This is a genomic window from Paenirhizobium selenitireducens ATCC BAA-1503 (assembly GCF_900492185.1).
Taxonomy (GTDB): Bacteria; Pseudomonadota; Alphaproteobacteria; order Rhizobiales; family Rhizobiaceae; genus Allorhizobium; species Allorhizobium selenitireducens_A.
Window position 1 is genome coordinate 102,039 of record NZ_UEYP01000005.1, and the last position, 19,379, is coordinate 121,417.

The 19,379-nt window shown below is 63.8% G+C and carries 13 protein-coding genes; 7 read left to right on the forward strand and 6 right to left on the reverse strand.

Features of this window, described 5'->3' with window-relative positions; translation table 11 throughout:
* Window positions 1-17 precede the first annotated feature (17 nt).
* From hemA to RHIZ70P_RS10880, 4 genes are all read right to left on the reverse strand, one after another.
* Complete coding sequence (gene hemA, locus RHIZ70P_RS10865) at window positions 18-1,232, reverse strand: 5-aminolevulinate synthase (RefSeq protein ID WP_115670327.1); 1,215 nt, start codon at window positions 1,230-1,232, stop codon at window positions 18-20.
* 222 nt (window positions 1,233-1,454) lie between these two features.
* Window positions 1,455-2,255 (reverse strand): FAD binding domain-containing protein, encoded by an 801-nt coding sequence (locus RHIZ70P_RS10870; protein ID WP_115670328.1) that lies wholly within the window; start codon window positions 2,253-2,255, stop codon window positions 1,455-1,457.
* A gap of 14 nt (window positions 2,256-2,269) precedes the next feature.
* Window positions 2,270-4,618 (reverse strand): xanthine dehydrogenase family protein molybdopterin-binding subunit, encoded by a 2,349-nt coding sequence (locus tag RHIZ70P_RS10875; protein ID WP_115670329.1) that lies wholly within the window; start codon window positions 4,616-4,618, stop codon window positions 2,270-2,272.
* A 139-nt stretch (window positions 4,619-4,757) separates the two neighbouring features.
* Window positions 4,758-5,246, reverse strand: a complete 489-nt coding sequence (locus RHIZ70P_RS10880) for a (2Fe-2S)-binding protein (protein ID WP_115670330.1) — start codon at window positions 5,244-5,246, stop codon at window positions 4,758-4,760.
* A gap of 302 nt (window positions 5,247-5,548) precedes the next feature.
* Here RHIZ70P_RS10880 and RHIZ70P_RS10885 point away from each other — a divergent pair, with 302 nt between their 5' ends.
* From RHIZ70P_RS10885 to RHIZ70P_RS10895, 3 genes are all read left to right on the forward strand, one after another.
* Window positions 5,549-5,812: a YMGG-like glycine zipper-containing protein gene (locus RHIZ70P_RS10885; RefSeq protein ID WP_115670331.1), complete on the forward strand. Its 264-nt coding sequence runs from the start codon at window positions 5,549-5,551 to the stop codon at window positions 5,810-5,812.
* Window positions 5,813-5,967: 155 nt separating this feature from the next.
* Complete coding sequence (locus tag RHIZ70P_RS10890) at window positions 5,968-7,893, forward strand: autotransporter assembly complex protein TamA (RefSeq protein ID WP_419178288.1); 1,926 nt, start codon at window positions 5,968-5,970, stop codon at window positions 7,891-7,893.
* 31 nt (window positions 7,894-7,924) lie between these two features.
* Window positions 7,925-12,091, forward strand: a complete 4,167-nt coding sequence (locus RHIZ70P_RS10895) for a translocation/assembly module TamB domain-containing protein (protein ID WP_115670333.1) — start codon at window positions 7,925-7,927, stop codon at window positions 12,089-12,091.
* A 19-nt stretch (window positions 12,092-12,110) separates the two neighbouring features.
* Here RHIZ70P_RS10895 and RHIZ70P_RS10900 read toward each other — a convergent pair whose 3' ends face one another.
* Entirely contained in the window at window positions 12,111-12,536 is a 426-nt protein-coding gene (locus tag RHIZ70P_RS10900; protein ID WP_115670334.1) for an Lrp/AsnC family transcriptional regulator, read from the reverse strand.
* A gap of 121 nt (window positions 12,537-12,657) precedes the next feature.
* Here RHIZ70P_RS10900 and rocF point away from each other — a divergent pair, with 121 nt between their 5' ends.
* From rocF to RHIZ70P_RS10920, 4 genes are all read left to right on the forward strand, one after another.
* On the forward strand, window positions 12,658-13,593 hold the full coding sequence (gene rocF, locus RHIZ70P_RS10905; protein ID WP_115670335.1) for an arginase: 936 nt from the start codon (window positions 12,658-12,660) through the stop codon (window positions 13,591-13,593).
* Window positions 13,594-13,612: 19 nt separating this feature from the next.
* A complete protein-coding gene (gene rocD / locus RHIZ70P_RS10910) occupies window positions 13,613-14,815 on the forward strand; it encodes an ornithine--oxo-acid transaminase (RefSeq protein WP_115670336.1) in 1,203 nt (400 codons plus the stop codon).
* Between the two features lie 324 nt (window positions 14,816-15,139).
* Complete coding sequence (locus RHIZ70P_RS10915) at window positions 15,140-16,912, forward strand: methyl-accepting chemotaxis protein (RefSeq protein WP_115670529.1); 1,773 nt, start codon at window positions 15,140-15,142, stop codon at window positions 16,910-16,912.
* Window positions 16,912-17,391 carry a chemotaxis protein CheW gene (locus tag RHIZ70P_RS10920; RefSeq protein ID WP_115670337.1) on the forward strand — a complete coding sequence of 160 codons (480 nt, stop codon included), beginning with the start codon at window positions 16,912-16,914 and terminating at the stop codon, window positions 17,389-17,391. The genes RHIZ70P_RS10915 and RHIZ70P_RS10920 overlap by 1 nt, the downstream gene beginning before the upstream one ends.
* A gap of 128 nt (window positions 17,392-17,519) precedes the next feature.
* On the opposite strand, the gene RHIZ70P_RS10925 is transcribed toward RHIZ70P_RS10920, so the two are convergent.
* A complete protein-coding gene (locus tag RHIZ70P_RS10925; protein ID WP_115670338.1) occupies window positions 17,520-19,175 on the reverse strand; it encodes an OFA family MFS transporter in 1,656 nt (551 codons plus the stop codon).
* Window positions 19,176-19,379 lie beyond the last annotated feature (204 nt).

Sequence of the window (19,379 nt, forward strand, 5' to 3'; positions counted from 1 at the left end):
CGGGTGTGCCCTTCGCCTCAGGCGACGGCGCGGGCAAGCGCGCAACGCGACCAGAGCTGGTGCAGCGCGCTGACCAGGTGTTCCAGGTCGCCATCCGAATGAAGCGGCGTCGGCGTAATGCGCAAGCGCTCGGTCTTCTTCGGAACGGTCGGATAATTGATCGGCTGAACGTAGATGCCATAGTTGTCGAGCAACAGGTCGGAGATCCACTTGCACTTGGCAGCATCGCCGACCATGACCGGAACGATATGGCTCGGGTTCGGCATATGCGGAATGCCGCGGGCGTCCAGCATCGAGCGCAGGCGGCGCACCCGCTCCTGATGGGCGAAACGCTCGATCTGGCTGGTCTTGAGGTGGCGGATCGAGGCGACCGCACCGGCGGCCAGCGCCGGCGGCAGGGCCGTGGTGAAGATGAAACCCGAAGAGAACGAACGGATGAAGTCGCAAAGTGCGGTCGAGCCGGTGATATAGCCGCCCATCACGCCGAACGCCTTGCCCAGCGTGCCCTCGATGACCGTCAGCCGATCCATCAGGCCCTCGCGCTCGGCAATGCCGCCGCCATGGGCGCCATACATGCCCACAGCATGCACTTCGTCGAGATAGGTCATCGCGCCGTACTTGTCGGCAAGATCGCAGATCTCCTTGATCGGCGCGATATCGCCGTCCATCGAATACACCGATTCGAAGGCGATCAGCTTCGGCGCCTTGGGATCGGCGGCCTTAAGCTTGGCTTCGAGGTCCTTGACGTCGTTGTGCTTCCAGATGACCCGTTCGCACTTGGAATAGCGGATGCCCTCGATCATCGAGGCATGGTTGAGCGCGTCGGAGAAGATGATCAGGCCGGGGATCTTCTGGCCGAGCGTGCCGAGGGCCGCCCAGTTGGACACATAGCCGGAGGTGAAGATCAGCGCCGATTCCTTGCCGTGCAGATCAGCGAGTTCTCGCTCGAGAAGGACGTGGTAGTGGTTGGTCCCAGAGATGTTCCGGGTGCCACCGGCACCCGCTCCACAGTGGTCGATGGCATTCTTCATCGCGTCGATCACGCCGGGATTCTGGCCCATGCCGAGATAGTCGTTGGAACACCAGACGGTAACATCCTGGGTGCCGTTTTCGGTATAGCGCGTGGCGCGGGGGAAACTGCCCCTCTGTCGCTCAAGATCGGCGAAAACCCGGTAACGGCCCTCTTCGTGAAGACCTTCCAGTTCGCCCTTGAAAAACGCCTCGAAATCCATTTCCCAACTCCAGTCTGTTCAGCCCTTTTTGAGATCCAACGCGCGTTCGGTCAACCCCGGTACTGTAAATTCATTCTAAACTGCGACAAATGGCGCAATCTTGGAATTCTTCCAGCCATTTGCTAGCCGATCGGGCCGAAAGCAAACTTGATCTGCGTCAAGCTACGGGAAAAAAGGACGGCCGCAGCCGCCCTTCTCCCGCATGGCGATTCTCCGCTTTCCTCAGGACGCGGAGACGGCCCGCCTCGCCATCACTTTCACCAGATTGGCGCGGTATTCGGCGGTGCTGTGCAGATCCGACATCAGATCGGTCGGATCGATGGCCACGCCTGTCAGTGCATCGGCCGACCAATTGCCGGCGAGCGCCGCCTCCAGACCCTCATGACGGAACACCCCGCTGGAGCCGGCCCCCGTCACCGCGACGCGTACGCCGGCCGGTCCCTTGGAGACGAACACACCGGTCATGGCGAACCGCGATGCCGGATTGGCAAACTTGGCATAGCCGGCCCGCTCCGGGGCATTGAACTTGACCGCCGTGATGATCTCGTTCTCCTGCAACGCCGTCTCGAACAGGCCGACGAAGAAGTCGTCGGCTGTGATCTGCCGGCGATCGGTGACGATGGTCGCACCGAGCCCGAGCATGGCGGCCGGATAGTCGGCAGCCGGATCGTTGTTGGCGATCGAACCGCCGATCGTTCCGAGATGACGGACATGCGGATCGCCGATCAACGAGGCGAGATGGCAGACGGCCGGGCAAATGGAACGGATCAGCCCGGAGCCTGCAACCTCGGCATGGGTCACGCCCGCACCGATCGTCACCATGTGGCCGTCGACGGAAATGCCCTTGAGCGCGGGAATGTGCCTGAGATCAATGAGATCGGATGGCTGCGCGAGACGCTGCTTGAGGGCGGCGACCAAGGTCTGGCCGCCCGCCACGAACTTGCCGTCGGCAGCGCCCGAAAGCAGGCTTCCGGCTTGCTCGACGGTGGAGGCGCGATGATAGCTGGTCGAATAAAGAAACATGCTTCGTCCTCCCTTTACTCTGCCGCCTGCAATGCCGACCAGACGGCAAGCGGGGTCGCAGGCATGTTGAGGTTGTTGGTGCCGATGGCATCGGTGATGGCGTTGATCAGCGCCGGCGGTGAACCGATGGCGCCGGCTTCGCCGCAGCCCTTGATGCCCAGCGGATTGCCCGGGCACGGAGTGTTCTGGTGCGACAGGCTGAATGACGGCAGGTCGTCGGCGCGCGGCATGGCATAGTCCATGTAGCTGGCGGTCAGCAGCTGCCCGGTGGTCGGGTCATAGCGCACACCTTCCAGCAGCGCCTGGCCCACCCCTTGGGCGATGCCGCCGTGGACCTGGCCCTCGACGATCATCGGATTGATGATATTGCCGAAGTCGTCGGCGGCGACGAACTGGACGATCGTGGTCTTGCCGGTTTCCGGATCGACCTCGACCTCGGCAATGTAGCAGCCGGCCGGGAAGGTGAAGTTGGACGGATCGTAGAAGGCGCCCTCCTTCAGGCCCGGCTCCATGCCGCCCGGCAGGTTGTGGGCGGTATAGGCTGCAAGCGCCACCTGGAACCAAGGCAGGGACTTGTCGGTACCGGCAACCTTGAGTTCGCCATTCTCAATAACGATGTCGCTCTCGTCCGCCTCCATCAGGTGCGCGGCGATCTTCTTCGCCTTGGCTTCGACTTTGTCGAGCGCCTTGACGATCGCCGACATGCCGACGGCGCCCGAGCGGGAACCATAGGTGCCCATGCCCATCTGCACCTTGTCGGTGTCGCCGTGGACGATGGAGACATTCTCGATCGGCACGCCGAGCCGCTCGCAGACCAGCTGGGCAAAGGTCGTCTCATGGCCCTGGCCGTGGCTGTGCGAACCCGTCAGAACTTCGACCGTTCCGACCGCATTGACCCGCACCTCGGCCGATTCCCACAAGCCGACGCCAGCCCCCAGCGAACCGACCGCAGCCGACGGCGCGATGCCGCAGGCCTCGATATAGCAGCTCATGCCGATGCCACGCTTCATGCCGCGGCGTTCCGATTCCGCCCGGCGGGCGGGGAAGCCGTTCCAGTCGGCAGCCCCCATCGCCGCCTCAAGCGAGGCTTCGTAATTGCCGGCGTCGTAGTTCATGATGACCGGCGTCTGGTAGGGGAAGGTGCGGATGAAATTCTGCCGACGCAGTTCGGCCGGAGAGACCCCGAGTTCGCGGGCCGCCGTTTCCATGGTGCGCTCGAGCAGGTAGGTGGCTTCCGGACGACCGGCGCCGCGATAGGCGTCGACCGGCACCGTGTTGGTGTAGACGGTGCGGACATTGCAGTGGATGGCCGGGATCGCATACTGCCCCGACAGCAGCGTGGCGTAGAGATAGGTCGGCACCGACGAGGAGAACAGCGACATGTAGGCGCCGAGATTGGCGATCGTGTCGACCTTCAGCCCGATGACATTGTTGTCCTTGTCGAAGGCCATCTTCACCTTGGAGACATGGTCACGGCCATGGGCGTCGGTGAGGAAGGCCTCGGTGCGGTCGGACGTCCACTTGACCGGAACGCCGGTCTTCTTCGAGGCCCACAGACAGACGATCTCTTCGGGATAGATGTAGATCTTCGAGCCGAAACCGCCGCCGACATCCGGCGCGATGACCCGCAGCTTGTTTTCCGGCGCGACATTGTAGAAGGCGCTCATGACGAGCCGCGCGACATGCGGGTTCTGAGAGGTCGTGTAGCAGGTGTAGTGGTCCTCGGCCGCGTCGTAGATGCCGAGCGTGGCGCGCGGTTCCATCGGATTGGGCGAGAGGCGGTTGTTATGGATCTCGATCTCGGTCACATGAGCGGCCGAAGCGATCGCCCGGTCAGCGGCGGCGGCATCACCGATTTCCCAGTCGAAGATCAGATTGCCCGGTGCTTCCGGATGAAGCTGCGGCGCTCCCGGCTCGAGCGCCGTCACGGCCTCGGTGACGACCGGCAGCTCCTCATAGTCGACGACCACGGCTTCGGCTGCATCGCAGGCCTCGCCATAGGTGTCGGCCACGACGATGGCCACGGCGTCGCCGACATACCGCACCGTCTCGTGGGCGAGCGGGCGCCAGGCACCCATCTTCATCGGCGTGCCGTCCTTGGAATGGATCATCCAGCCACAGATCAGGTTGCCGATGCCGTCAGCCAGGAGCTGCCTGCCGTCCAAAACGTCGATTACGCCCGGCATGGCCTTGGCGGCCGACGCATCCACGCCCTTGATCTTGGCATGCGCATAGGGCGAACGCACGAAAGAGGCGAATTTCATGCCCGGAACGACCATATCGTCCGTATACCGGCCTTTGCCGGTCAGGAAGCGCTTGTCTTCCTTGCGCGTCACGCGCGCACCAATTCCTTCAACTCCCATAGTCTTCTCCTCCAGAGATAGGGGATGTTAGGCAGTAGGCAGTAGGCAGTCGGCAGTCTGCAGTAGAAACCGTTGGTCGAGATGGGCCGCTGCTGCGACCTACTGCCTATTGGCTACTGCCTATTGCCTCGTTAGCGCCTCATTCGGCTGCCTGGCGACCGCCATGCATTTCGGCATTGGCGGAAAGCACGGCCTTGACGATGTTGTGGTAACCGGTGCAACGACAGATATTGCCTTCCAGCTCGTGGCGAACCGTCGCCTCGTCGAGATTGCCGCCATGACGGCCGATCATGTCGACCGCGGTCATCACCATGCCCGGCGTGCAGAAGCCGCATTGCAGGCCGTGATGCTCCTTGAACGCCGCCTGGACGGGATGCAGCTCGCCATTGCTCGCCAGGCCCTCGATTGTGGTGATGGTCGAGCCCGAAGCCTGCACCGCCAGGATGGAACAGCTCTTGATCGACTTGCCGTCCATATGGATGACGCAGGAACCGCACTGGGTCGTGTCGCAACCGATATGGGTTCCGGTGAGGCCAAGTTTTTCGCGAATGAAATGGACGAGCAGAGTGCGATCCTCGCACTCGCCGCTCACCGACCGGCCGTTCACCGTCAGCGTTACTTTTGCCATATTGTTCCTCCTCGTGTCTCTCCCGGACACGAGGGCTATCATTTGTCTTTTTCTTCGGCCGATCAACAGGCAGATTGCGACTGGATGGATTTTTGTATTCCGCGCCGCAGCATAATTTCGGTTTTTACTGTGACGCAACGCACAGGGTGTAGTGGAGCCCCATATTCGACTTTCTATTTCGTGGACTTTCGCGAATTGCCGGCTATTCTGAAGCCGCGACCGCCAAAAAGAGCGCCCAACGGCGTCTAGGCGGAGAAGACATGTACCGGCCCAGCCGGACGCGTAAACAGTGGAGAAACATCATGAAGAAAGTTCTCGTGCTCGCTCTGATCGGCTTGTCGGTCGCAGGCTGCACCCAGACCGAGAAGGGCGCCGGCATCGGCGCCGTATCGGGTGCCATCATCGGTGGCGCCATCACCGGCGACGTGCGCGGTGCGGCGGTTGGTGCGGCAATCGGTGGCGTATCGGGCGCCGTGATCGGCAGTGTCGCCGACCAGCCCGGCCAGTGCTATTATCGCGACCGCTACGGCCGCCGCTACATCGACGATTGCCCGCGTCGCTACTAATACGCATGAAAGCGAGGTTCCGGCGGCTACGCCGGGACCTCCATTTGCGTGCACCTTTCGAAAATAATTATCCTTTTCAGCGAATTTGCGAGTAAACTCGGCTTGCTCTCGAAAGCGGGGGCGTGGCGAACTGACCGCAACGAGCAAATGTGTGCATGCCGAGTAATCCGATATCACCGAACATGAGTCTTGCGTTTCGGAGGACCGGCACCGCACTCGGGCTGGGACTGAGCCTGGCGTTTACGCCCGTGCTGGCCGGCGAAGCCTACGCCTTCAAGATTTTCGGCATCACCATCTTCGGCGAGGACGAGGCGGTCAACGACGTCATCGATCCGGTCCGCTACAGCATCACCCTCGATACCGACGGCGCCGACAAGGACCTCGCCGCGGCGCTGGAGCGCACCTCGCTTCTCCTGCGCGGCGAAGACGCCCCCGTCTCCGGCGACCTGGGGCTGGTGATCAAGGCGCGCGACGATCGCGACAGGCTGATTGCTACCCTCTACGAGAATTCCCGCTATGGCGGCGTGGTCAGTGTCACGATCGACGGCCGGGACATCGACGCCCTGCCGCCCATTCCGGCCTTTGCTCGCAACGGCCCCATTCTGGTCGTCGTCCGGGTCGATCCGGGCCCGGCGTTTTCGCTCGGCAATGTGACGCTGCAGGGGGATGCCGCCGGCCTCGATCCCTCTGTCTACGACCTGGTGCCGGGCGGTCCGGCCGGCTCGCTCATCATCCTGAAAGCCGGCGAAAAGATCGTCGAAGACCTGAAGGGCGAGGGGCGGCCGCTGGCGGTGCTCGCGCGCCGCGATGTTGTCGCCGACCATGAGACGCAGACGGTCGACGTCGTGCTCGCGGTGGAGGCCGGCCCGGTCGCGCCGCTCGGCGAGGTCACCGTCAAGGGTGCGCGAAAGGTCGATCCGGAATTCATCGCCCGCTATTCGCGGCTGCGCCAGGGTCAGGCCTACTCGCCGGAACAGTTGAAGAAGGCGGCGGAGCGGCTGCGGGCACTCGGCACCTTTTCCAGCGTGACGATCAACGAGGCGGATGGGCTTGCCGCCGATGGTTCGCTGCCGCTCGGCATCGTCGTGGCCGAGGGCAAGCACCGCTATTTCGGCGTCGGCGCCAGCTTCTCATCGATCGACGGACTGGGCGTCGAGGGCTATTGGGGCCATCGCAACCTGTTCGGCCAGGCGGAATCGCTCAGGCTCGAAGGCAAGGTCGGCGGGCTGGGCGACTGGAGCGGCGTCGAGGACCTCGATTACAGCGCGGGCATCACCTTCATCAAACCCGGCGCCTTCTTCCCCTCGGCAACGCTCGAGGCGGGCATCAAGGGGACGACGCTGACGACCGAATCCTATGACGCAGCCTCTGTCCTCGGCAAGGTGGCGCTGGCCTACGAGATCACCGACTACGACAAGGTGACGGCCGGCGTCTCGCTCGGCTACGACGACATCGACGACGCCTTCGGCAACAATACCTACCTGACCTTCGGCCTGCCGCTCGGCTATAGCCGCGACACCCGCGACAACAAGCTCAACCCGACGGAAGGCTTCAACGCCACCTTGAGCGCCATTCCGAGCTACGAGATCCTCGGCGAGACCTTTTTCTCCAGCTTCGAAGGCTCGCTTTCCGGCTATTACAGTCTTGGAGTGGAGGACAGGGTGGTGCTGGCGGCAAAGCTCTCCGCCGGCATGCTGGTCGGCGCGGGCGATCTTGAAGCCATTCCGGCAACACGGCGCTTTTTCGCCGGTGGCGGCGGATCGGTGCGCGGCTACGCCTATCAGGAAATCTCGCCGCTCGACGCGTCAGGCGATGCGACAGGCGGACGGGCCTATGCGCTCGGTTCGTTCGAGGCGCGGGTCAACGTCACCGAAACGATCGGCATCGTTCCCTTCCTCGACATCGGTTCGGTGACTGCCGCGAATTACCCTGATTTCTCCGATATCCGCATGGGAGCCGGCATCGGCCTGCGTTACTTGACCCCATTCGGGCCGCTGCGCCTCGACGTTGCCATGCCGCTCGACCCTTACGACGGCGGAAGCAAGTACGGCATCTATGCCGGCATCGGCCAGAGCTTCTGAGCCAAGCCGCGAGAAGGACAATGAAAGCCGCATGCGCCTGCTGAAACGCCTAACGACCTTTGCCCTTCGACTGATCGCCTATGTCGCCGGCGCGACGCTGGTGCTCGCCGTGGTGGCCGTTCTCATCGCCGGTTTCACCGGCGTGGGCGGTGGCTTCCTGGCCGGCCAGATCGCCTCCCTGCTTTCGACGCCCGACCGGCGGGTGTCGATCGATGGCGCGGGCCCCCTGCTGGGCGGGAAGCTGAGGATTGAGAGCGTATCGCTGGCCGATAGCCAGGGCATTTATGCCGAGATCCGCGATCTCGCCATGGACTGGTCGCCGCTGGATCTTCTGGATGGTCGCCTCACCGCCGAGAAGATTGCCGCAGGCTCCGTCCGCATCCATCGTGTGCCCATTGTGACACAGGAGAAGATCGATGACGACGCAAACTCCGGTTTCTCCCTGCCGGTCGAAATCGATGTGCGGTCGCTGGACCTCCCCGTCGTCGATCTGGGTGGAGCGCTCATAGGGCGTGACATTCGCCTGGCGCTTTCCGGCTCCGGCCAGGCGGTCAGCGAGCGGATCGCAGCACAGCTGCGGGCCACGCGAACCGATGCGCAAGATGCGCAGGCGACCGCGGATCTCGTCTATGCACCGGCCGAAAATCGCCTGCGGCTGACCGGCGAACTCAACGAACCGGCAGGCGGTCTCGTCGCCGGCCTGTTGCGTCTGCCCGGCAGCCCGGCCTTGCGCCTCGGGGTGGACGGTGACGGGCCACTCAGCGACTGGCAGGGCAAGCTGACCGCCGCGGTGGACGGCCACCCGACGCTCGCCGTCGAGGCAACGCACCGCATAGAAGCAGGCTTGCGCAGCATCACCGCCACCGGCGGCGGCCGTTTCGATGCTCTTCTGCCACCCCAGCTTCGTCCTCTCTTCCAAGGGGAAACCGCGATCGATCTGGCCGCCAGCCTCGACCGCAATGGGGCGGTCACGATCAACCGAGGCAAGCTCTCGACCGCCGCGCTCGATCTGACCGCGTCGGGCCGCTACGCCGCCAATGGGACCAACGATCTTAAGGCGCGGCTGGTCGGCACCGCCGGCCCGGTGCCGTTCAGCTGGACGAGCGGGGAGCAGACCGTCGCGGCGGACATCGAGCAGCTCGCACTTTCCGTCAACGGACCGGCCAATGGCGCGACCATCGACCTCACCGGCCGCTTCGCCTCGCTGCAGCTGCCGCAAGGCACCTTCTCCGGCGTGGACCTGGCGGCCAAGAGCGACCGCTTCGACCTCGCCACCCGCACGGGACCTGTTCAAGCCACACTTTCCGTTGCCGCAAGCCAACTCGCCGACGCCGAACTCGACCGTATCCTCAAGGCGCCGCTGACGATCAAGGCACAGCTGACGATCGGCGCGGCAAGGATCGGCTTCGACGGCACGACCATCGAAAGCACGACGATCGGCGGCAAGCTCGACGGCGACTATGCGCTGGACGACAAGACGCTCACCAGCCGGTTCGAACTCTTCGCCATTCCCGGCGTCCTGCCGGCGAAACTGGCCGGCAAGTTCGAGGGCACGATCGGCCTTGCAGGCACGCTCGACTACGCGCTGCCGCGCAATCTGGCGCTCTCCGACCTCAGGCTGACGAGCAATCTCGGCGAGGCGACCGGCGCGGTGACCCTCGATGCCGAGAACAGGCTGAAGACCGACCTCTCCGGCCGGATCAGCGATCTTGCCGCACTGGTCGACAACATCAGCGGCAGCGCGGATTTCGCCCTTTCCGCCGAAGGGCCGCTGGATGCGCTAGCCGGCAAGCTTTCGCTGAAAAGCGAGGCAGCGGTCGCTGCGGGACGCAAGCTGGAGAACCTCGCGCTCGAGATCGAGGGAACCGCCGACAGGACGGCGCCGAAGGGCACGCTGACAATGTCCGGCACGCTCGATGGCCAGGGGATCGAGGCGACCGCCGATCTCGTTGCCGAGAACGGCCGCTCCTCCATTCCGGCGCTGGCGGTGACGGTCGGCGCCAACCGGATCGAGGGCGCGCTTTCCTTTTCCCCGGCCTTCACCCCCTCGGGAACGCTGCGGTTCGACCTGCCGGAAGTCGGCCTGATAGCCGCCCTGGCGGGCCAGAATGCGAACGGCGATCTCAAGGGAACCGTCGACCTTGAAGAGAGCGACGGCAAGCTGTCGGCGAAAATCGTGGCAACCGGTTCGACGCTTTCGCGCGACACGCTCGCGGTTACCGCGCCCGATATCCGTCTGGTGATTTCCGACCTTACCGCCTTTGCCGTCGAAGGCAGTGTCAGCGCCTCGGCCGTGTCGATTGGCGCCAACCGGATCGAGACGCCCAAGCTCGGATTTTCGCGGCAGGGAGCGAGCACCGCCTTTGGTCTCGACGGCCGCTACGACGGCGCGCCGCTCGTTGCCAAGGGCCGCGTCGAGCAGCAGGCGGCGGGCTTGAGGGTCGCGCTCGACACACTTTCCGCCGCACCGCGCCGCATACCACTGTCACTTGCCAAGCCCGCCGCCCTGACCATTGCCGGCGGCAAGGTGACGATCGAGGCGGCAACGATCTCCGCCGGCTCCGGCACGGTAGACGTCACGGGGAGCGCCGGCGAAATGCTCGACCTCAATGCAGCCCTTCGCAACGTGCCCGCCTCGCTCGCAGCGACCTTGGCTCCGACGCTTGCGCCCGATGGCACGATTTCCGGCACGGTGACGGTCAAGGGAACGCCCGCGGCACCTGTCGTCACCTATGCGCTCGACTGGGCCAATGCCGCCGTCGCCCAGACCCGCGAGGCCGGCGTCGGTGCCTTCTCCATATCGGCCAAGGGTGATTTCCGTGACGGGCGCCTGTCGCTCGACAGCCGCGCAACCGGCCAGGGCGGCCTCGGCCTTGCCGGAGGCGGGACGCTCAGCCTGTCCGGACAGCGGCCGATCGCGATGAAATTTACCGGAGCGCTGCCGTTTGCCGCGCTGACCGGTCTGCTGTCACGCCAGGGTTTCGTGCTGGAAGGATCGGCCGATGCCGATATCACCGTCTCCGGCGGATTGGGCGCACCGCAATTGACCGGCACGGTGCGCACGTCCGGCGCGCGCCTGATCGACGTGCGTCGCAATCTCGCGGTCGAGCAGCTTTCGGCGACCGTTACCTTGCAGGGCAATCGCGCCTCGGTCACCGGCCTGACCGGCAAGCTCGCCAGCGGCGGCAGCATTTCCGGCGGCGGCACGATCGACATCCTGTCGCCTGGCCTGCCGGCTGACATTGCCATCACCCTCGACAAGGCCGTCTATGTCGACGGCACCATGGTGGCGAGCACCGCCGACGGAAAGCTGTCCATAACGGGCCCCCTGCTCTCCGCGCCGGTTCTGGCCGGCCGGATCGACCTGTCGAAGACCGCCATCACCATTCCCGAGAAACTCCCCACCAGCCTGTCCGAACTCGACATTCAGCATAAGAACGCGCCACCCGCGGTCCGCCGGCAGATGGCGACGCTCACCAAGACCGAACGCCATGGCAGCCAATCCTCCATCGGCCTGGATCTCACCGTCTCGTCGCCCTCGCAGATCTTCGTGCGCGGCCGCGGCATCGACGCGGAACTCGGGGGGACGATAGCCGTCACCGGCACGGCCCAGGCACCGAACGTCTCCGGCGCCTTCGACCTCAGGCGCGGCCGCCTGTCGATCCTGACCAAGCGCATGGAATTCACCAGCGGTACGATCACCTTCGGCGGAGGATTGATCCCGATCCTCGACATGGAGGCGACAACCACGTCGGGCACGACGACGATCACCATCACGATCTCGGGCTTCGCCAACGACCCGACCGTCTCCTTCTCGTCCTCTCCCTCGCTGCCGCAGGACGAAATTCTCGCCCAGTTGATCTTTGGCCAGTCCATGGCCCGTCTGTCCGCTTTGCAGATCGCCCAGCTCGCCGACGCCGCAGCCCAGCTTGCCGGCGGCCGCTCGACCTCCCTGTTCGAGGCGCTGCGCTCGACTTTGGGCGTAGACGATCTCGACATTTCGACCGACGAGACGGGCCAGGCCAAGGTCAGCGCCGGAAAATACCTGAACGACAAGACCTATATCGAACTGCAGCAGGGCGGCACCGGCCAGACCAAGGCGGTGATCAATCTCGACATCGGCCGCGGCGTCAAGCTGAAGGGCGAGGCGGGAGCGGAAGGCGCCGGCGCCGGCATTTTCTACGAGAAGGAATACTGAGCCGGCAAAGGATCGGCGGTCAGCCGACCTTGCTGGTCTTCAACAGAATGCTCGATTCGGTCGTATTGATCCCCTCGATGAGGCGAATGCGCCGCAGTGTCTCGTCGAAAGAGGCAAGATCGCGGTCTTCAAGCTCGGCAATGAAATCCCAGCGCCCGTTGGTGCTGTGCAGCGCCCGCACCTCTGGCAGGCCGCGCAGCTGATGCGCGACGCGATCGGCGAACTTGCCCACCACCTCGATCATGACGATGGCCCGGACACCGGCAGGGCGGATTTCGCTGCCGGTTCTGATGGTGAAGGCGGCGATTGTTCCGTCGGCCACCATGCGGTCGATCCGGGCGGCAATGGTCGCCCGGGAAGCGCCGGTCATCGCCGCGAGCGACGAGGCCGGTATGCGGGCATTGTGGCGCAGAGCGCTGAGAATATCGCGGTCAAGATCGTCCATTTTGCATTTCGTCAGAGTTGGCTGGCAGTTTGCGCAATCTAACTTCCTTTCTGATCATTTTCCATCTTTTTGCAGACGCGCACATTTACGAAGATCAGGCCTCGCAGACGAGGAGATCCTGATGAACGACAAGACCAAGGCCGTCACGCTGATCGGTGTTCCGCTAGAGGAGGGCTCCGGCCGCGGCGGCTGTGCCATGGGCCCTGCGGCGCTGCGCATCGCCGGCATCGGATCGGCGCTCGGCGAGCTCGGATACCGCGTCACCGACGCCGGCGACCTGCGCCCGGCGCCGGCAACCGACCTCGGGGAACACCCCAAGGCGCACGAACTCCCGGTCGTCGGCGCCTTTGCCCGCGCAATCGAGGATAGAACCTATCGCGCCGCAGCCGAAGGCAGCCTTCCGGTCCTGCTCGGCGGCGACCACAGCCTGTCGATGGGCAGCGTCTCCGGCATGGCGCGGCGCGCGGCCGAACTCGGACGCCCGCTGTTCGTGCTCTGGCTCGACGCTCATGCCGACTTCAACACGCCAGCGACGTCTCCTTCCGGCAACATCCACGGCATGCCTGTCGCCTTCTACTGCGGCAAAGCCGAATTCGCGCCGATCCTGCCCGCCGACCGACCCTTTGTCGATCCGCGTCATGTCTACCAGGTCGGCATCCGCTCCGTCGATGACGAGGAGCGCCTGGCGATCGCCGAGAACGGCGTCAACGTTTTCGACATGCGCGCAATCGACGAGGAAGGCATGGGCGCGATCATGCGGAGGATCATCGCCGAAGTATCCGGCGCCAACGGCTTGCTGCATGTCAGCCTCGACGTCGACTTCCTCGATCCCGATGTCGCGCCGGGCGTCGGCACCACGGTTCCGGGCGGCGCGACCTTCCGCGAGGCCCACCTGATCATGGAGATGCTGCACGACAGCGGCCTCGTCTCCTCGCTCGACCTCGTCGAGCTCAACCCCTTCCTCGACGACCGCGGCAAGAGCGCCCGCGTCATCGTCGAACTGGCCGCCAGCCTGTTTGGCCGGCGCATTCTCGACCGCCCAACCCGCGCCGCCTAGATCAAACCGAGGACCAACGATGTCGAACACAGCAGAGCTCATCGCCACCGAACAGCGCCTCGGCGCGCACAATTACAAACCCCTCGACGTCGTGCTGACGCGCGGCCAGGGCGTCCATGTCTGGGACAGCGAAGGCAAGCAATATCTCGATTGCCTGTCGGCCTATTCGGCCGTCAACCAGGGCCATTGCCATCCCCGCATCCTCGCCGCCATGACGGAACAGGCCTCCAAGCTGACGCTGACCTCGCGCGCCTTCCGCAACGACCAGCTGGCGCTTCTCTACGAGGAGCTGGCAGCGCTCACTGGCTCGCACAAGATCCTGCCGATGAACTCGGGCGCCGAGGCGGTCGAAACCGCCATCAAGGCGGTGCGCAAATGGGGCTACGAGACCAAGGGCGTGCCGGAGGGCAAGGCCGAGATCATCGTCTGCTCGGGCAACTTCCACGGTCGCACGCTCAGTATCGTCTCCTTCTCGACTGATCCGGATGCACGCGGCGGCTTCGGCCCCTTCACCTCCGGCTTCCGCACGGTGCCCTTCGGTGATGCCGAAGCCTTCGAGGCGGCGATCAACGAGAACACCGTCGGCGCGCTGATCGAACCGATCCAGGGCGAGGCGGGCGTCATCATCCCGGCGGCGGGATATCTGCGGCGGGTGCGCGAACTCTGCACCGACAACAACGTCACGCTCATTCTCGACGAGATCCAGACCGGGCTCGGGCGCACCGGCAAGCTCTTGGCCGAGGAACATGAAGGCATCGAGGCCGACGTCACGCTGATCGGCAAGGCCCTGTCCGGCGGATTCTACCCGGTCTCGGCAGTGCTTTCCAATTCCGAGGTGCTTGGCGTCTTGCAGCCCGGCCAGCACGGCTCGACCTTTGGCGGCAATCCGCTCGCCTGCGCCATTGCCCGCGAGGCGCTCAAGGTTCTCACCGAGGAAAAGATGGTCGAGAACTCCGCCGTCATGGGCGAGTATTTCCTCGAGGGACTGAAGTCCATCCGCTCGAACATCGTCAAGGACGTGCGCGGTCGCGGCCTGATGCTGGCGGTCGAGCTCGACCCGGAAGCCGGCGGCGCGAGGCAATATTGCTATGCGCTGAAAGATCTCGGCCTGCTCGCCAAGGATACCCATGTCGACACGATCCGGCTGGCCCCACCGCTGGTCATCACCAGGGAACAGGTCGACTGGGCGCTGGACAGGATTGAGAAGGTTCTGATGCAGTAACCAGACGAGGCACTGACCGCCAGTCGCGCAACCAACAAGGCTCTCGCCCTCCGGCGAGGGCCTTCGTTCGTTTGAGGATCACGTCTTGGCTTGTGACTTTTTTGGTGAGCATTTGCCCGCCATCTGAGACTTTGGTCTTCACTCACCATCCCCTTAAGCAGCCCTTAACCATAGCCCCCATATTTTTAGGGGTAACGAGCGTCGCCGGAAATCTGCCGCACGCTGGCTACCGTAACTTTCTCAGATTTTAGATTCACGGCACGAACGACGGTCTGGCCGCTCATTCATGTGCCATAATAAAGGGGACTGAGAGTGCACATCAATATATTCGGCACGGATGCGAAGGCGATCTTGGCGGCCGTGAGCAGTTCGCAAGCTATCATCGAGTTCGGCCTCGACGGCAAGATCATCACCGCCAACGAGAATTTCTGTCGCGCGCTGGGGTACCAACTCTCGGAGATCCAGGGCAGGCATCACAGCATGTTCTGCGAACCGACCTATGTGGCATCGCCGGAATACAAGCAGTTCTGGGCAGACCTCGGCGCCGGTCGGTTTGATTCCCGCGAGTACAAGCGCATATCGAAGACAGGTGAGGAGGTCTGGATCCAGGCCTCCTACAATCCGGTGTTTCGCGGCGGCAAACCCTACAAGGTCGTCAAGGTCGCCACCGACATCACCGCGCAGAAGCTGAGATCGGCCGAGGACGCTGGCAAGATCGCCGCGATTTCGCGCGCCCAGGCGATGATCGAGTTCACCCCCACGGGTGAAATCCTGACCGCCAACGATAACTTCCTCAAGACGCTGGGCTACAGCCTGTCCGAGATCCAGGGCAAGCATCATGCGATGTTCTGCGAACCCTCCTACACCCAGAGCCCCGACTATCAGCGCTTCTGGCAGAAGCTTTCGAGCGGGGAGTTCTTCTCCGAGGAATTCAAGCGGATCGGCAAGGGCGGCAAGGTCGTGTGGATCCAGGCCTCCTACAACCCGATCCTCGACATGAACGGCAAGGTGTTCAAGGTCGTCAAATTCGCCACCGACATCACGGACCGTGTCCGCTCTGTAGACGACGTCGCAGCCGGGCTAACGGCGCTTGCCGACGGCGACCTGACCGCGCGGATCGAGCGTCCGCTGATCCCGAGCCTCGACCGTCTCCGCCTCGACTTCAACAACTCGCTCGACAAGCTGCAGGCGGCCATGGCGACGGTCGGCGAGAACACCAATGCCATCGCCGCCGGTTCGAAGGAAATCCAGGCGGCTTCCGACAGCCTGGCCAAGCGCACCGAACAGCAGGCCGCAGCCGTTGAGGAAACCGCCGCAGCGCTTGAGGAGATCACCCAGACCGTCACCGACAGCGCCAAGCGCGCTGACGAGGCCGGTTCGCTCGTCGCCCGCACCAAGGCCGGCGCCGAAAAGTCGGGTGAAGTCGTAAAGAGCGCGATTGCCGCGATGGGCCAGATCGAATCCTCGTCACGGGAAATCTCCAACATCATCGGCGTGATCGACGATATCGCCTTCCAGACCAATCTTCTGGCGCTGAATGCCGGCGTGGAAGCAGCCCGTGCCGGCGAAGCCGGCAAGGGATTTGCGGTCGTCGCCCAGGAAGTCCGCGAACTCGCCCAGCGTTCGGCCAACGCCGCCAAGGAGATCAAGGCGCTGATCACGACATCCGGCGAACAGGTCCGCAACGGCGTCTCGCTCGTCGGCCAGACCGGAAAGGCGCTGGAGCAGATCGTCTCGGAGGTTCAGGACATCAACAACAACGTCATCGCCATCGTCGAGGCCTCGCGCGAACAGGCGACCGGGCTGCAGGAGGTCAACAAGGCGGTCAACGCCATGGACCAGAACACGCAGCAGAATGCGGCCATGGTCGAGGAGACCACCGCCGCCAGCCACAGCCTTGCCAGGGAATCCGACACCCTTCGCAATCTCCTGGCTCAGTTTAGATTTGGGCAACACTCTTCGGCTACAGTCTCTATAGCGCGTCCTGATGCCCGACCCGTCGCATCCCCGGCACGCAAACTCATGGCTAAGGTCGCACGCGCAGCAACAGGCGGCGCAGCGACTGCCCAGGCACAGGAAAGTTGGGAAGAATTCTAATGGCGACCGCGATCAACTCGACAAGCTTCAACGGCGAAACCCTCGAAATCATCGCCTTCCGGCTGCATGACCAGGAATTCTGCGTCAAGACCACGACCATCCGCGAAATCCGCGGCTGGGCACCGTCGACGCCGATCCCGCATGCCCCTGCAGACGTCATCGGCGTGATGAACCTGCGAGGCTCGGTCATTCCGATCATCGACCTCGCCTACAAGCTGGGCATGAAGAGCACGGTCGCCAACGAGCGCTCGGCCATCGTCGTCGCCGAAGTCCACAACATGGTCATCGGCATGCTGGTCGACCGCGTCTCGGACATCCTGACGATCCCTTCCAGCCAGGTCCAGCCGGTTCCGGAGATCTCGGCCTCCTTCGACAAGTCCTTCTCCGAAGGCATCATCGCCAACGAACACGGCATGATCTGCTTCCTGAACCTCGCCAAGATGTTCAAGGGCAGCGAAATCGAAGAAATGGCCGCCTGAGAAGGCTGACCTCCTCGACGCATTACGACAAGACTGAAAAGGGCTCCGCACTGCGGAGCCCTTTCTCTTTGTCCCTTCAAGGGGGCGAAGGCATTGAATGCCGCCTTCCACCCCGCGATTGCCTTGCTTCAGCCGAACAGAACGAACGTCTTCTGCAGCGTGATCCACACGCCCCAGAGGATCGGGATGCCGACCACCGCCCAGGCGACCAGCGCCTTGCCGTCGAGGCCGCCCTTGCCGATGCCGAAGGACCCAGTCGGGCCTGCGGCGGCCGCCTGGGTCTTCGCCTGCAACGCCGCGACCTCTTCATCCGACATGAACCACTTGTCGGACAGCGGCTTGACCAGGAAGTTGGCGACCAGCCCAAGCGCCAGCATTCCGGCCAGGATATACATGGTGAAGTCGTAGACCTGAGCGCGCGGAATGCCGGCGGCAATCTGCGCCTCACGGATATAGTTGACCACCACCGGGCCGATGATGCCGGCGGTTGCCCAGGCGGTCAGCAGGCGCCCATGGATCGCGCCGACGAACTGCGTGCCGAAGATGTCCGCCAGATAGGCGGGAATGGTGGCAAAGCCACCGCCATACATCGACAGGATGATGCAGAATGCAGCGACGAAGAACACCTTGCTGCCGATGCCCGCAGCCCAGGGGGCCGAGGCGTAGAGCATGATGCCGAGCAGGAAGAAGACGTAATAGGTGTTCTTGCGGCCGATCTTGTCGGAGAGCGACGCCCAGAAGAAGCGCCCGCCGATGTTGAACAGCGAGAGAAGCCCGGTGAAGCCTGCGGCGATCGCGGCGATCGCCGTCAACTGCTCCTTGCTGAGATCGGAAAACTTGAGTTCGGGCAGGCCGAGCAGCGAGCCGGCAAAGATCTCCTGCAACATCGGCGAAGCCATGCCGATCACGCCGATGCCGGCCGAGACGTTGAGGCAGAGAACCGCCCAGATCAGCCAGAACTGCTTGGTCTTGTGCGCATTCTTCAGGTGCACGTGACGGCTGGTGATCATGCTGTCCTTGGCGACCGGGGGCACGAAGCCTTCGGGACGCCAGCCGGCCGGTGGGATGCGGTAGCCGAAGGCACCGCCCATCATGAAGACGAAGTAGATGCCGGCCATGACGACGAAGGTCTGCCAGACACCGACCGAGGTTTCGCTCTTGAAGGTGTTCATCAGCATGTCGGCCAGCGGCGCACCGATCATCGCACCGCCGCCGAAGCCCATGATCGCCATGCCGGTCGCCATGCCACGACGGTCGGGGAACCACTTGATCAGCGTCGAGACCGGCGAGATGTAGCCGAGCCCCAGGCCAATGCCGCCGATCACGCCGGCGCCGAGCCACATCAGCCACAGCTGATGGGTCATGACGCCTATTGCCGCGATCAGAATGCCGCCGCACCAGCAGCAGGCCGAGACGAAGCCGGCCCGACGCGGACCGACCCGCTCCAGCCAGCCGCCCCAGATCGCGGCGGACGAGCCGAGCAGGACGAAGAACAGCGTGTAGATCCAGCCGAGGTCGGCAACGCGCCAGTCGCAGCTGGTGGTGAACAGTGCCGACGCCAGCGTCAGATCGGGACAGGCCACGGACTGGCTGATACCCAGCGACTTGGTGAGCGGCAGCCAGAAGACCGAAAAGCCATAGGCCATGCCGATGCAGAGATGGATGGCAAGGGCGGCCGGCGGGACCAGCCAGCGATTGAAACCCGGTTTGGCAATGATGCGTTCGCGGTCGAGAAGGCCACCGCCTCCATAGCCGCCCGTCAATGTTTCTGTCGCAGCAGACATATTTGATATCCTCCCTCCCATCGGTCGTCGCCGATGGATCTTTTCCCCGACCCGGTCATCTGCGGTTGTCCGCGCCTTGTTGCTCCTTCGACAAGGCACACCGCGAGACCGGTCCAAACAAGAAGCGGCATATCGCCGTTTCCTCCCTGTTCCCGTCCGCATCCCGTCTCCAGGTTAAGCGTTGGGAACACGGACCCCTTTGCA